The organism is Prosthecobacter sp., from assembly GCF_029946185.1.
Classification (GTDB): domain Bacteria; phylum Verrucomicrobiota; class Verrucomicrobiia; order Verrucomicrobiales; family Verrucomicrobiaceae; genus Prosthecobacter.
Genome location: NZ_JAQSEA010000286.1, coordinates 1 through 12,367 on the forward strand (window position 1 = coordinate 1; position 12,367 = coordinate 12,367).

At 57.2% G+C, this 12,367-nt stretch carries 15 protein-coding genes, 1 tRNA gene and 1 pseudogene; 13 read left to right on the forward strand and 4 right to left on the reverse strand.

Going from position 1 to position 12,367, the window contains the following annotated elements; genetic code table 11:
- From PSV43_RS23390 to PSV43_RS23410, 5 genes and pseudogenes are all read left to right on the forward strand, one after another.
- Positions 1 to 858: pseudogene (locus tag PSV43_RS23390) on the forward strand (hypothetical protein); the annotation flags it as partial.
- Between the two features lie 4 nt (positions 859 to 862).
- Entirely contained in the window at positions 863 to 1,372 is a 510-nt protein-coding gene (locus PSV43_RS23395) for a hypothetical protein (protein WP_300203460.1), read from the forward strand.
- Positions 1,373 to 1,484: 112 nt separating this feature from the next.
- Positions 1,485 to 1,886 (forward strand): DUF488 family protein, encoded by a 402-nt coding sequence (locus PSV43_RS23400; protein WP_300203462.1) that lies wholly within the window; start codon positions 1,485 to 1,487, stop codon positions 1,884 to 1,886.
- A gap of 17 nt (positions 1,887 to 1,903) precedes the next feature.
- Positions 1,904 to 2,962 (forward strand): restriction endonuclease, encoded by a 1,059-nt coding sequence (locus PSV43_RS23405; protein WP_300203464.1) that lies wholly within the window; start codon positions 1,904 to 1,906, stop codon positions 2,960 to 2,962.
- A gap of 220 nt (positions 2,963 to 3,182) precedes the next feature.
- Positions 3,183 to 3,392 carry a hypothetical protein gene (locus PSV43_RS23410; protein ID WP_300203466.1) on the forward strand — a complete coding sequence of 70 codons (210 nt, stop codon included), beginning with the start codon at positions 3,183 to 3,185 and terminating at the stop codon, positions 3,390 to 3,392.
- Here PSV43_RS23410 and PSV43_RS23415 read toward each other — a convergent pair.
- Entirely contained in the window at positions 3,384 to 4,298 is a 915-nt protein-coding gene (locus PSV43_RS23415; protein ID WP_300203468.1) for a LysR family transcriptional regulator, read from the reverse strand. The genes PSV43_RS23410 and PSV43_RS23415 overlap by 9 nt on opposite strands.
- Before the next feature lie 70 nt (positions 4,299 to 4,368).
- Between PSV43_RS23415 and PSV43_RS23420 the strand changes: the two genes are divergently transcribed.
- From PSV43_RS23420 to PSV43_RS23445, 6 genes are read left to right on the forward strand one after another with little or no spacing between them, the layout of a single operon-like run.
- Entirely contained in the window at positions 4,369 to 5,301 is a 933-nt protein-coding gene (locus PSV43_RS23420; RefSeq protein ID WP_300203470.1) for a metallophosphoesterase, read from the forward strand.
- A gap of 1 nt (position 5,302) precedes the next feature.
- On the forward strand, positions 5,303 to 5,782 hold the full coding sequence (locus PSV43_RS23425; protein ID WP_300203472.1) for a hypothetical protein: 480 nt from the start codon (positions 5,303 to 5,305) through the stop codon (positions 5,780 to 5,782).
- Between the two features lie 52 nt (positions 5,783 to 5,834).
- The gene (locus tag PSV43_RS23430; RefSeq protein WP_300203474.1) at positions 5,835 to 6,131 is read left to right on the forward strand and encodes a hypothetical protein; all 297 of its coding nucleotides are present in this window, start codon (positions 5,835 to 5,837) and stop codon (positions 6,129 to 6,131) included.
- A gap of 18 nt (positions 6,132 to 6,149) precedes the next feature.
- On the forward strand, positions 6,150 to 6,374 hold the full coding sequence (locus PSV43_RS23435; RefSeq protein WP_300203476.1) for a hypothetical protein: 225 nt from the start codon (positions 6,150 to 6,152) through the stop codon (positions 6,372 to 6,374).
- A 43-nt stretch (positions 6,375 to 6,417) separates the two neighbouring features.
- Positions 6,418 to 6,861, forward strand: a complete 444-nt coding sequence (locus PSV43_RS23440; RefSeq protein ID WP_300203478.1) for a hypothetical protein — start codon at positions 6,418 to 6,420, stop codon at positions 6,859 to 6,861.
- Positions 6,858 to 7,586 carry a metallophosphoesterase family protein gene (locus tag PSV43_RS23445; RefSeq protein WP_300203480.1) on the forward strand — a complete coding sequence of 243 codons (729 nt, stop codon included), beginning with the start codon at positions 6,858 to 6,860 and terminating at the stop codon, positions 7,584 to 7,586. Before PSV43_RS23440 ends, PSV43_RS23445 begins: the two co-directional genes overlap by 4 nt.
- Before the next feature lie 138 nt (positions 7,587 to 7,724).
- Here PSV43_RS23445 and PSV43_RS23450 read toward each other — a convergent pair.
- Positions 7,725 to 7,800, reverse strand: a tRNA-Lys gene (locus PSV43_RS23450).
- Positions 7,801 to 7,983: 183 nt separating this feature from the next.
- Here PSV43_RS23450 and PSV43_RS23455 point away from each other — a divergent pair.
- Both PSV43_RS23455 and PSV43_RS23460 read left to right on the forward strand, forming a co-directional pair.
- Positions 7,984 to 8,754 carry a polysaccharide lyase gene (locus PSV43_RS23455; RefSeq protein ID WP_300203482.1) on the forward strand — a complete coding sequence of 257 codons (771 nt, stop codon included), beginning with the start codon at positions 7,984 to 7,986 and terminating at the stop codon, positions 8,752 to 8,754.
- An 85-nt stretch (positions 8,755 to 8,839) separates the two neighbouring features.
- Complete coding sequence (locus tag PSV43_RS23460; RefSeq protein WP_300203484.1) at positions 8,840 to 10,387, forward strand: hypothetical protein; 1,548 nt, start codon at positions 8,840 to 8,842, stop codon at positions 10,385 to 10,387.
- 74 nt (positions 10,388 to 10,461) lie between these two features.
- On the opposite strand, the gene PSV43_RS23465 is transcribed toward PSV43_RS23460, so the two are convergent.
- Together PSV43_RS23465 and PSV43_RS23470 are read right to left on the reverse strand one after the other, a co-directional pair.
- Positions 10,462 to 10,743, reverse strand: coding sequence for a hypothetical protein (locus tag PSV43_RS23465; RefSeq protein ID WP_300203486.1), 282 nt, complete (start codon positions 10,741 to 10,743; stop codon positions 10,462 to 10,464).
- A gap of 62 nt (positions 10,744 to 10,805) precedes the next feature.
- A partial coding sequence (locus PSV43_RS23470; protein ID WP_300203488.1) for an FAD-dependent oxidoreductase occupies positions 10,806 to 12,367 on the reverse strand: 1,562 nt, incomplete at its 5' end.

Sequence of the window (12,367 nt, forward strand, 5' to 3'; positions counted from 1 at the left end):
GACCGCATGGACTACCTGCTGCGGGATGCCCACTTTACAGGCGTGCGCTACGGCATCTACGATCTGGAGTGGCTAGTCAACTCATTGTGCCTCGGGACTTTGAAGCCGGACAACAGTGAGGGCGAAGGGCTGCTGCGTTTGAGCCTGGATTACAAGCGGGGTCTCCACTCTGCCGAACAGCTCTTGATGGCCCGGCAGCACATGAGCGTGCAGGTCTATTTTCATAAAAGCACGCGGCGCTGGGAGGCCCATCTGCTTTGCTTGTTCAGAGAGGCTGCGCGGCTCGCCAAAGATGACAAGCTACCCGACGGGACGTTTCCAATGGTCAAAGACTATTTTGCCAAGGAAGGTGGCGTCGAGGATTCACTTTTTCTCCTGATCGATGAGCCCTGTATCATTGGATGTTTCGGTCTGTGGGCGCAAAGCACCAAGACGCAGCACAAGTTGCTCGCCCAGCTTTCGCATGCCTATCTGAACCGCGCGAAGATCTTCAAGATGAAGGAAATCGAACCCGGAGCTGCCGCCGAGGCTCAATGGCGGGCTGCACTCGAAGGGCTGGGAGACAAGTGGAGGAACTCATGGGAACTAGATTACATCCAGTTCACCGCCTACAAGATGCCAAAAAAAGGTGAGCGTGAGGCCAACCCGGAGGACTATTTCCAGAAAATCGCCACCAATGCGGTGCTGCTGAGCCACGGAGGCCCGGAAGATGCTGCGATGCCCATACAAGACGAATCCCCGATCTTCCGTACGCTGGGTGGACCGGAGCAACCCAAGTTTTTGAGGCTTTTTTTCCTTCCCGAACTGGAGCGCTTCATTGTAAAAATTGACAAAAAACAAACCAAAGATAAAACATGAGCTTATGAACAGCATTTTAATCATCGGCCAGCTTTTGGAGGCAGTGGGCGCGGTTGAAGGCAGAAAGAAATTTCAGAAGCTGGTTCATATTCTGCAACATTTGGGCATGCCTTTTCATTTTCGCTTCGGCTATCTCCACTACGGACCATATTCCAGTGAACTCGATGGTCAGCTTCAGGCTTTTGAAGGGGAAGGTTTGATCAATGAAGAGCCGCTGAGTGCTGGAATTTACAAAACTTATCGTTTCACAGCGCGGGAAGGACTGAAGCAACTCGTATCCCAGCTTGCAGGAGACAAGGCTCTTCCTTTGGCTGATCTCGCCAAAGGGCTGAACGAAAAGACTTCTCAAGAACTCGAAGCGATCAGCACCATCTACTATCTTCAAAATGGGGGCAAGCAGGGCTCAGAACTCAAGGAATCATTTTGTGCGCTCAAACCTAAATTTGCCCCGCTCTTTGAAATCCGTCTCAAGACAGCCAGAGAGCTAGAAAAGAAGGTCAAAAAAGCCGCCTGATTCTTCTCAATGGTTTATGCTCCCTTGGTGAAAGTTGAGGTCTATTCTCGTTTAGCACACCTGGACCTTTGCTGAGTAGGCTAATTCTTGGAATTGCCTGCGTCGATTTCCTATGCCTGCCATCCGCACCAAATGTGTCTGGACTGCTATTGACCGCGAGCACGACGGTCTGCGCATCCTCGTCACTCGCTACACCGTGCGCGGCTGCTCAGGCACTCGCTACAACGTCTGGATGCCGAATCTGGCCCCTAGCGAACCCCTGTTGAAGGCTTATCATGCGGAGAAGATCAACTGGAAGGAATTTACTCGACGCTACAAACTCGAACTCTTCGAACCCGCACTGATGGACAAGGAAAACGAGCGTATCAAAAACTACGGCCAGAAATTCACCCTGCGCCTCATCAAAGAACTCGCCCGCCGCCAGCCCGTGACTCTGCTCTGCCAATGCAGCGAGGACACGGATTGCTGCCACCGCCATCTGCTGAAGGCGGTCCTCGAATCCGCCAAAGTCTAACCCACCCATTTCCTGATATGTCCCTCTGGCTCATCCGCGCAGGTTCCCACGGCGAATTTGAATCCAAGTTTCTCGAAGAAAGCCGGGTCTATGTGACCTGGGGCGATCTCTCGCAGAACCTCCTCAAGCTCCCTGACAAGGCGGCCTTGATCGAAGTGCTCGAAAAGAACGACCCCGGCGCGAAACCGAAGAAGTTGCTGAATCATGCGGGGCAGATATGGCCCTTTGCCCACACCATGCAGAAAGGCGACTGGGTGGTGCTGCCGCTCAAGACGCAGCAGAGCATCTACATCGGCGAGATCACCAGCGACTACCACTTTGAAGCCGCCGGCCCCAACCCCTTCTACCACTGGCGCAGCGTGAAGTGGATCGGCGAGGCGATCCCGCGCCCGCATTTCGGCCAGGACCTGCTGCATTCCTTTGGGGCCTTCCTCACCATCTGCCGCATTCAGCGCAACAACGCCGAGGCCCGCATCAAGGCCATGAAGGCCAGCGGCTGGAAGGATGATCCCGGCAAGAAGGGCAGCATGGGCAAAGCCAAGGCCGCTCCGGCAAACGACGACGATGGCGAAGAGCTCGACAGCGAGACCATTGACCTGGAGCAGGAAGGCCTCGACCGGATCGCCACCCAGATTCAGGCCAAGTTCGCCGGCCATGCCTTTACCCGATTGCTGGACGGCATCCTCAAAGCCCAAGGCTACACCACCTACCTCAGCCCCGAAGGCCCCGACGGCGGCGTGGACATCCTCGCCGGCATGGGCGCGCTGGGCTTTGGCACGCCGCAGCTCTGCGTGGAAGTGAAGTCCCAGGACACCCCCGTGGACCGCCCCACGGTCGATAAACTTCTCGGAGCCATGAGCAAGTTCAACGCCCCGCAGGGCCTCTTTGTCTCCTGGGGCGGCTTCAAGACCAACGTGCAGAAAGAACTCGCCCAGAGCTTCTTCAAAGTCCGCCTCTGGACCAAGAAAGACCTCCTCGACGCCCTCTTCGCCCACTACGACAAACTCGACGAAGACCTCAAAGCCGAACTCCCCCTCAAACGCATCTGGACCCTGGCCGCGCAGGAGGAGGAATGAGACAATCCAAACACATCTCCATCTCCGCTTCCCACTCCGAAAATCCCACCTCCAGCCAAACTGAGAGCGCTGCGCTTGTCGGAGCCCAAAGTCTCCGCCGCTCAGGTGGACTCTCAAATCCGAGCTGGCTGCGCGTGGCAGCGCGGGAGTACCCTGTCCGACCGTGAAAACGCCTTCCTCGAAACTGGCCTAACCCCCATTTCAGGCTATGATGTCTCTTATGCCTTCCCTTTTCCCGATCCATGGTCTGGACACCAAAGTCTTATTGGTTCCTCCCGGCTTTCGCGGGAATAAGGACAAGCGTTTGGCCATGCTCCTGCCTGACCCCTACGCAATGGCTTGTGAGAAGGCCAAGAAGGAAGGCAAAATGAAGGAACACTTGAAGCAGGTCTCTGCCGAGCTTTCCCCAACCGCTGAGCCTCTAGAGTGAAAGCGCACCCGCGATTTTCTTGATCACCGCATCCTCTACGTCGCGCCGGCGCATCTGGCGTTCGTTCCAGTGCAGTGCCAGACCACGACCGTAGTTCTTGAGAGGCCCAAACTCACGCGTGACCACCTCATGGGGGGCAAGATCGCGGGTGCCGATGGAGGGCAGCAGTCCGGCACATGCCCCCTGCACAATGAGATCACGCACCTGCAGCAGGGAATCGCATTCGAAAATTGGCTGAAAGCTGCCGCAGGTCTCGATCATGGCTTGTCTAAAAGTCGTGTCCAACTGGCCTCCGCCCGCATTGGCCGCGAAGGGGAGTTGGCTGAGAGTGGCGGGATCATCCAGCCTGGTCCTGGGGTATTGCCTGTAAAGTTTGCGCGAGACACATAGGTGGAACTGGAGTCTGAAGAGCGGCAGATAGGCAGCGCCCGAGGGGATGGCGTCCTCGCGCACAATGGCAAAATCGAGCCGTCCATCGCGGACATTCTCGACGAGTTCCCGACTGCGCTGGGAGGAAAGCCGCAGGGTGGAGTTTGCCAGCAAGCCGCGAATCTTCTCCGCAGCAGGAATCACCAGCCACTCCAGCATGCTGGCTCCAGCACCGAAGGTGAATGACTTGGCCTGCTTCTTCTGGTCGCACTGAAAACGCTCCAGGTCGTCGAACTGTCCGCGAATCAGGATCTCCAAACGACTTCCTGCCGGCGAGGGGGCTATCGTCTTCCCTCGGCGCACGGTGAGTTCCGCACCGAAAAATTCTTCGAGTTCCCGAATCTGGCGGCTCATGAGTGCCTGCCTGCTCACATCGCCGGCGGCGGCTTTGCTGATGGAGCCCGCCTCCGCGAACGCGAGAAAGCTGCGTAAACGGTCGAGCGACAAGCCACCACGGGTAAAGAGTGAATCATGCATAACTTTATAGTTATATATACTGCATTAAGACAACTTATCAATCTCCTCATGAATGCGAGGGTCAGGTGTCATGAAAAACCAGACCTACGACCTCATCGGCGACATCCACGGACAGCACGCTAAGCTCCTTAATCTACTGACCCACCTCGGCTACCTGCCCCATGATGAGGGTTTCCGCCATCCTGAGGGCCGCAAGATCGTCTTCCTCGGCGACTACATCGACCGTGGGCCCAAGATCCGCGAGACGCTCCTCACGGTGCGCGCCATGGTCGAAGCGGGAGACGCCCTGGCCATCATGGGCAATCACGAGTACAATGCCGTCTGCTACCACACCCCGGACGGCAAGAGTGGGCACTTGAGGCAGCGACGCCAAATGAACGTCCGCCAGCATGCAGCTACGAAGCATCAATTCGCCGGCAGGGATGCCGAGTGGGGAGACTGGATCGAGTGGATGAAACGCCTGCCGATGTTTCTCGATCTTGGCGGACTGCGCGCCGTCCATGCCTGCTGGGATGCTCGCGGACTGGCCCTGATAAATGGCAGGACCATTGCCGACGACGACTTCCTCCATGTCAGCGCCGACAAGGGCAGCCCTGAGTTCCTCGCCGTTGAAAATATCCTCAAAGGTCCGGAGCTCGCATTGCCGGACGGACACGTTTTTCACGACAAGGAAGGCACCGCCCGTCACAAAGTGCGTGTACGCTGGTGGGACCTGCCCGCCGCAGCCCGAATCAGCCATCTGAACATGCCCGAGCCTTTCGACATTCCAGGAGACGCCCATCCTGACGATTTGCGCGGCATTCCTGACTACGGTGCCGGTGAGCCGCCCGTGTTCGTCGGCCACTACTGGCTGCCTCCAGAACGCGCCCACGCGCCCCTGAAGCACAACATTGCCTGCCTCGACTTCAGCGCGGCCTTCGGTGACAACCCGCTCGTCGGCTACCGCTGGGAAGGCGAACATCATCTCGAAGCCGCCAACTTCGTCACCACTGCACACCCTTGAGATGAATCCCAAACTTGAGTCACCTATGAAGGCTACCTTCCAAAAATCGCCATCCCTACCCCCCGTCAATGAATGCTGTTTCGAACATGGTCCCGGTGAATTTGATGCGGAGGTCATTGGCGTCGATGAAACAAATGGCCGCTACGGCGATGTCTCCGTTCGCACCTGCCGCGCATGTGGCAGTCGGTGGCTGCATTACTTTGCGGAATACGAGTCGTTCTCTCGCTCAGGCCGGTGGATTCTAGGACTATTGCCGGATCAATTGCTGCTGCCATTGACCGCACTCAACGCGGTACCGATTCTCGACAGTCTGCCGTGGCACTACTATGGCGGCAGTGCCTTTTGTTCACCTGGCCCACAGCGAGGAACAGGCGAGGTTCCGGCGGACCTTTTTGAACGCCCCGCCTTTCTGCCCCCATCTGTCATCCTGGTGTCATGGACGGCTCCGGTTTCATCCGCTCAAGACGGGACAGGGGAATGAGACCTTCGGTAGCCGAACTGATACTGACAAAAACCAAAGAAAGGTAAATTTCATGAACGATCAATCAAAACGCAAACCCCTCACGAATGCCGATCCGTCAGGGGATCAAAAGGTTGTCCAAATGCAGACGCGGCATCGGGGTCTGACGATTGAGGAAATGCCCACGCGAGGAGGCTCGAAGCAGGACAAGCAATACCTTTTCGCTCTGTTCAAGAAGCGCCAGTGGCCACCGGTGGAATGGAAGGTGCCAATGAGCCTGAAAGGCGCGGCATTGATGATCATGCTGGAAGAGCGCAGTACGATGTTTGGGGTGCAATTGCGAGCAAAAACTGGGATGGGAAAGTTCTGAAACGGCAAAACCAACGAGATGACCGCTCAAAATACCAGTGATTCAGCGCCGCTCGCGGATCATCATACAATCAAGTATCAGGCAATGATGCGCAAGTTGAGGGAGGCCCTTGACGCCACCTCGGACATCGAACTCCAGGGGGAGATCAGGGAGGAAATCGGATCAGTCGCCATGACCTGGCAGATCCATAAATTATTCCAAGACGAGCCCGTCAATCCAGAGATCTCACAGGAGGAAGTTTAGCACCGCAAACAACTCGAAAACACCCAACACTCCTCCTATTCCCATGAACACCAATCCCGAACTGCAAACCATAAGCAGTGCTGCCCGCAATTGTGCCATGCTCATGATGAGCTACGCGACTCTCATTCAGAATGAACTTCCCTCCATCGAGGTGCCTCCAGAGCTCCTCCCCAAGATTGAAGCTGTTTGTGATTCCCTCATCAGCACCAAGTTTGACATCGTTACCGAGGAATTCGAATTTCAGGAGCTGCTCGCTGAAAGGGCTTCGCCAGCCCGCCTTACGGCGAAAATCAAAATGATGGTTGAGTGGTTAAATGAGCCCATCGACGAAATGCGTGAAGTCGTGGTCCTGCTCCAGAAAGCCAGCGCAGCGGATGAACAATACAATTCCGTTTTCTTCCTCCTTGCTGAATCCTTGGTAAACCTTGTGAAAGCACTGGAGGAAACAAGATCGAACACCTCCCTTGCGGCGGAAACCAGCCCATGAACAACAACCTGGCCATCATCAGTGACATTCACGGCAATCTGCAGGCACTTGAAGCCGTGGTGGCGGACATTCGATCTCAGGGGATTTCCGACTGCATCTGTCTGGGTGACATTGTGGGCTATGGCGGCAGTCCGGCTGAATGCATCGACCTTGTCCGGGACTTCTGCTCCCTGAGCCTGATGGGAAATCACGACCACTACGTCTCCAGCACTACGGACATCCAGGATGTGAGCGATGAAGTTCGGCAGGTGGTCGATTGGACGCGACATCACCTGAGTGCAGAACGCCTTTCTTGGCTGGGCACCCTTCCAATGCACTTCGACGGCGGTGATATTGAAGCAGTCCACGCATCGCTGCACAAACCGGACGATTGGCCCTACATGCTCCAAGCTGGAGATGCCACCCAGCATTTTAAACATCAAGTGAAGCCAGTTTGCTTCATCGGCCATACCCATCAGCCCGAAATGTGGGTCGAGGGGGAGGATCAGGCGGTCAACACAACCAGCGTGGAGAGCCTGCGCCCTGACCTGAAGCAGGTGATCAACGTCGGCTCCGTCGGCCAACCTCGGGACAAAGACGAACGCGCATGCTACCTGATCTATCGTCGTGGACACCAAGACGTCTGGTGGCGTCGAGTCCCGTACGACATCGCAGGCGCTCAACGCGCCATCACTGCGGCCGGATTGCCTGCAAAACACGCAGCACGCCTGGAAAAGGGCAAATGAGCTGGATGAATCCACTTTTTTGATAGCAGAAACCCCAGGGCAGGGAGTTGCTAGGGGTAGGACTCAAAAGTGTCCGAAAAATGTCCGAGATCTAAAATCTCAATCATGTCCAAACCCACCTAACTCACTGATTGTGAGTGGTGCCCCCGGTAGGATTCGAACCTACGACAAATTGATTAAGAGTCAACTGCTCTACCAACTGAGCTACGGAGGCGTGTTTGAAACCAAACAGCGTTGGAAGGGAGGGAGTTTTAATCGTGTCTGAGCCCTGTGCAAGTGAGTTTTGCCGTCGGGAGAAAACTTTCGGGTGCTGACGCACAACCGACACTGGCTGCGGAGTGGGCAACTGGGCATGATTTTGGATGTCTTCAATGCACGGCCGTGGTATCCCCCTCGCATGCGTGTGCTGGTTTTCATTCTTTTTGCGTCAATGCATGCCGCTCTGTCGGCTGATCTTCCACTGACGGTCAACTTGGCAGGCTCGCCTGGACCTTACACGATCAAACGCTGGAAGAGTGACTGGCAGGGCTGCGCATTTGAAGGAGGCATCACTGAAGGACGCGTCGCGATTATCGAAAGCGATGCGTTGAAATGGCTGCGAGTGAACTTTGCGGTCGGGAAGATCGGACCTGAGGAGGGCGGTGCGGGGTGGCGCATGCCGTTTGGGAAGCATGAGGTGGCAGAACTGAGCTACACGCTGCGCTTCAGCAAGGATTTCGATTTCGTCAAAGGCGGCAAGCTGCCGGGATTGTGTGGCGGCCCGGATAATGTCAGCGGCGGTCGCAGGGCCACCGGCACGAACGGTTTCTCAGCGCGTCTTATGTGGCGCAAAGACGGGCGCGGTGAGGCTTACGTGTATCACAAAAACCAAAAGGGGGATTATGGCGACAGCTTTGCCTTTCCCGCCGACTTCCGCTTTCCCACGGAGACTAAGGTCAAAGTACGAATCGCCGTGACGATGAATGCTGTGGGCAAACGCGATGGTTCACTGCGTGTGTGGATTGCTGACAAACTCATGGTGGAACGAACCGCCATGGAATGGCGTACGGTGGGCAGCTTTGGCGTGGACGGTCTCTACTTTGAAACCTTTCACGGCGGCGGCGATGCCTCATGGGCACCGACCCGGGCCTGCTGGGCGGAGTTCGCGGAGATGAAGGTCGGCAGGTAGCGATCTTTCAAACGCCTCCAAATTGGGCATTGACCGGGTTCCTGCAAATCAAGACACTCTGCTCAATCCCAACCAGGAGGTCATCATGAATGAACTGCAATCCCGCCGTGCGTTCCTTGCCGATGTGAGCAAGGGAACTCTGTTAGCCACCCTCGGTCCCGCGCTCGCAGCTGAGTTCGGCATCAGCTCCGCGGGTGCGGAGGAAACGTCCGCCGCTTTGAACTTCGGAGACATGGAGTCTCTCGTCTGCTTCATGCAGGAGACACCCGTGGCAAAGCTGCAGCCTGCACTTGCTATGAAACTCAAAGCGGGTGTGTCATTGAAACAGCTTGTGGCCGCAGGCGTGCTTGCAAACGCACGAACGTTCGGTGGCGAGGATTACATCGGTTTTCACACGCTGATGGCTCTGAGCCCGGCGCTGAAAATGTCTGGCTCCATGCCGGAGCAGCAGCAGGCGCTGCCGGTGTTCAAGGTGCTCTACCGCAACACCAACCGCATGCAGGAAAAGGGTGGTCGCAGTGACGAGGTGCTGCATCCGGTGGCCGCAGGCACGGACAAGCCGACTGCTGCACAGTTGCACGAAACGGTGAGACGCAAGGACACGGCGGGTGCGGAAAGAGTTTTTGCCACGATGATGCAAAACAGCGCGGAAGGCGGCTTCAATGCGCTGCTTGAGTGTGTGCAGGACAATCCGGAGGTACACCGCACCGTGCTGCCGTATCGCGCTTGGGATCTGCTTGATTTGGTGGGCCGCGAGCATGCGACGACGCTGCTGCGGATGTCACTGCGCTACTGTTTGAACTCGGAAAATTATCGCAGAACCGAGTGGGATGAGCACAGCAAGGCGCTGACGAAGCTGATCGACGAACACAAGCTCATGGGACGTGAGCCCGGTACTCGATCTATGGAGGACGCGGCGGTGGAAAAGCTGAGCCTGACCATTTTCAGCGGCAGCCCGGAAGATGCCGCTGGTGCCGTGGCTGCGGCACTGGCGGAGGGGTTTGATCCGCATGAAATCGGCGAGGCGATCTCGCTGGCGGCGAATCAAATCGTGCTGCGAGATCATGGTCGTCCACCGGAGTGGGGAGCCCCAGGCAAGCCGCCTGGCAGCGTGCATGGCGACTCCATGGGCGTGCATGCGAGCGATTCGGTGCATGCGTGGCGCAATCTCTCACAGGTGAGCCAAGGGCGAAATGTCTTCGCCTGTCTCATACTCGGCGCGTGGCAGGTGGCGCGTGATCGTGGTGCGGCCACGGGGCAGCATTTTCTCGAATGGGAACCGATGCCGCCGAAGCGCTACATCAGCCAGACGACGGATCAGGCGAAGCTGCTTGCTGAACTGGATGAGAACATCCGGCAAAATCTCCAAGCCCATGCATCCGGCGTGGTGCACCGCTGTGGCGTACAGGGAATGGATCCGGAAGCCGTGTTCAAGACGTTGCTGCGCTACGCCGTGAGCGAAGATGGGGCGCTGCATGCGGAGAAGTATTTCCAGACGACCTGGGACGAATTTCATCGCACTCGCCCTGCCTTTCGTTGGCGTCAGTTGACCGCTCTCGCGCGTGTGACGGCGAGTGAGTTTGGCCGTCCGGCACCTGGACAGGCGGAAGCTCGCGAACTGCTGGGCGTGTGACACGAAAAGTTGCGCCCGAAAACATGACGTGGCGGATGAACGAGTCATCCGCCACGTGTTGATGGACAGGGAAATCAGAACAGACCGAGACGTGTGTTGCTGTTGACGTTCAGCGGTAGTCCACGAGTTCCCACACGGGCGTTCACTCCAGAAGGCCGGGGGGCTGGCTTGGATTTATAATGGGTGGGGCGGTTGTTGCCGTAGTAACCGTTGTTGTGATGCCCGGAGTGATAAGAGCGTGAGGGGGCATGGCGGGAGTGTCCCGGGCCGGTGTTCACATAGCCACCCGCATCAACGCAACTGGACATCGTTGCCATGAACAGACCGAGGGTGAATAACTGGATGATGTTTTTCATTGGATAGTGGGGTTCTGTCCAATAGATCGTTTTGTGTTTGATTTGTGGTCGTACGTTCTGTTTCACCGGGCCTCGATCAACTGCACGGAATCAGCTCCGACAATGCCGTCTGTATCCTTGTTGCTGATCGTGATGACGGCGGGTGTGCCTGCCGTAAAGGGAAAAACGCCGAGGCTGATGAAGAGCTTCTCGATGGGCGGTGTCCTGCGTTGATTCACCCATACCGTCTGTGTGCCTTCGGCATTCTCAATGCTCACCGGCACATTGCTGGCACGGTTGGGTGCAGCGGCATACGACACGCGCACTTCGTATTTGCCCGTGGCCGGAATTTTCATTCGGTAGATGATGCTCTTGGCGCCTTTCTCGGTGTTGGCGTCATGGATGCTTGAGCCATCGACGGGACTGCCATAGGCGCTGCCGGTCCAGTGGCCGGTCTGTTCGGCATCCTGTTCGCTCATGACAATGCCGGGAAGCTTGGCGGAGCGGACCATGTTCGCGAGTGAAGCGAGTTCGAGCACGGCTTTTTGTTCGAGCAGTTTTTTGCGCAAGGCGGTGACGTCGATGCTTTGAACCGGGGCCTTGGCCTTGATCGCCATGACGGCGGCGAGGCCGGATGCATGGCCCAGCGCCATGTACACCGGCTCCATGCGGAGTGAGCAGCAGGCGATGTGGCTGGCGGAAAGGCAGACGGGGACGAGCAGATTTTCGCACTCGGCGCGCTTTGGCGTCAGACTTCGGTAGGCTATCTGGTAGGGCAGCGCGGGAGTGTCCTGAAAGCTGCCTTCATCACGCACGGTGCCGTCCTCGGCGAGGATGCGTTGGACGATGTGGCAGTCGATGAGGAAGGAACCCATGCCCACGGAGTCGTCTTTAAAAATGTCGGTCTGCAGATCTTTCTGCACCATGACGTACTCGCCTATCATACGGCGGCCTTCGCGCACATACAGCGCATAGGGCCAATGGGCGTTGTCGGGGAACTCGTCTTTGCACAGGCCCCATGAGTTGGTCTGCTCACGCAGGCTTTGTGGCACGCGCTCGTCATGGCCGAGGAACCACAGCATGCCCTGGATGAAGTCGGTGTGATCCTGCCAGATGCGTGCGCGCGTGGCAGCATCGCCATCGGGGTAGTCGAAGTTTGCGCCAGGATAGTCGGTGGAGAACAGGCCCTGCGCATTGAGGTCGTATTTGCCATGGGCAACGTTGCCGAGATGAAACAGGCGGCCGAAGCGAACGCCGGGAAAGGCCTGAATCAGGCGCAGCAGCAGTTCGTAGTGTGCCGCGTCGTAGCTTGCTGGTTTCGGAAATGGAACCTTGATGTCTGCGCGCTGGGTGACGCAGATGCGGAAGTTGTAACTCTGGGTGAGTTTGTCCGCGCTGCCGGGGGCGAGCTTGGGATCTGGAAAGACACCGAAGATGGGTTTGCCCTGTGCATCCACCCCGGAAATGCTCGCGGGAGTACCGTGGATGTAGCTAGGCCCTTTGCCGCCGATGCTGGGGCTGTCGCTCTCCATCTCTTCAATGGTGCGTGGGCGAATCGGCATCGGGTGATAGCCCGCAAGCGGTTCGCCATACTGGGCGGTGCTTTCACGCCCGACGATGTGGCTGACTTTAGCCGCCGCCATCA

What these genes read in the sequence shown, in the direction of transcription:
- PSV43_RS23395 (WP_300203460.1), top strand. Translation starts at nt 863, where the DNA reads ATGAACAGCATTTTAATCATCGGCCAGCTTTTGGAGGCAGTGGGCGCG.
- PSV43_RS23400 (WP_300203462.1), top strand. Translation starts at nt 1,485, where the DNA reads ATGCCTGCCATCCGCACCAAATGTGTCTGGACTGCTATTGACCGCGAG.
- PSV43_RS23405 (WP_300203464.1), top strand. Translation starts at nt 1,904, where the DNA reads ATGTCCCTCTGGCTCATCCGCGCAGGTTCCCACGGCGAATTTGAATCC.
- PSV43_RS23410 (WP_300203466.1), top strand. Translation starts at nt 3,183, where the DNA reads ATGCCTTCCCTTTTCCCGATCCATGGTCTGGACACCAAAGTCTTATTG.
- PSV43_RS23415 (WP_300203468.1), bottom strand. Translation starts at nt 4,298, where the DNA reads ATGCATGATTCACTCTTTACCCGTGGTGGCTTGTCGCTCGACCGTTTA.
- PSV43_RS23420 (WP_300203470.1), top strand. Translation starts at nt 4,369, where the DNA reads ATGAAAAACCAGACCTACGACCTCATCGGCGACATCCACGGACAGCAC.
- PSV43_RS23425 (WP_300203472.1), top strand. Translation starts at nt 5,303, where the DNA reads ATGAATCCCAAACTTGAGTCACCTATGAAGGCTACCTTCCAAAAATCG.
- PSV43_RS23430 (WP_300203474.1), top strand. Translation starts at nt 5,835, where the DNA reads ATGAACGATCAATCAAAACGCAAACCCCTCACGAATGCCGATCCGTCA.
- PSV43_RS23435 (WP_300203476.1), top strand. Translation starts at nt 6,150, where the DNA reads ATGACCGCTCAAAATACCAGTGATTCAGCGCCGCTCGCGGATCATCAT.
- PSV43_RS23440 (WP_300203478.1), top strand. Translation starts at nt 6,418, where the DNA reads ATGAACACCAATCCCGAACTGCAAACCATAAGCAGTGCTGCCCGCAAT.
- PSV43_RS23445 (WP_300203480.1), top strand. Translation starts at nt 6,858, where the DNA reads ATGAACAACAACCTGGCCATCATCAGTGACATTCACGGCAATCTGCAG.
- PSV43_RS23455 (WP_300203482.1), top strand. Translation starts at nt 7,984, where the DNA reads ATGCGTGTGCTGGTTTTCATTCTTTTTGCGTCAATGCATGCCGCTCTG.
- PSV43_RS23460 (WP_300203484.1), top strand. Translation starts at nt 8,840, where the DNA reads ATGAATGAACTGCAATCCCGCCGTGCGTTCCTTGCCGATGTGAGCAAG.
- PSV43_RS23465 (WP_300203486.1), bottom strand. Translation starts at nt 10,743, where the DNA reads ATGAAAAACATCATCCAGTTATTCACCCTCGGTCTGTTCATGGCAACG.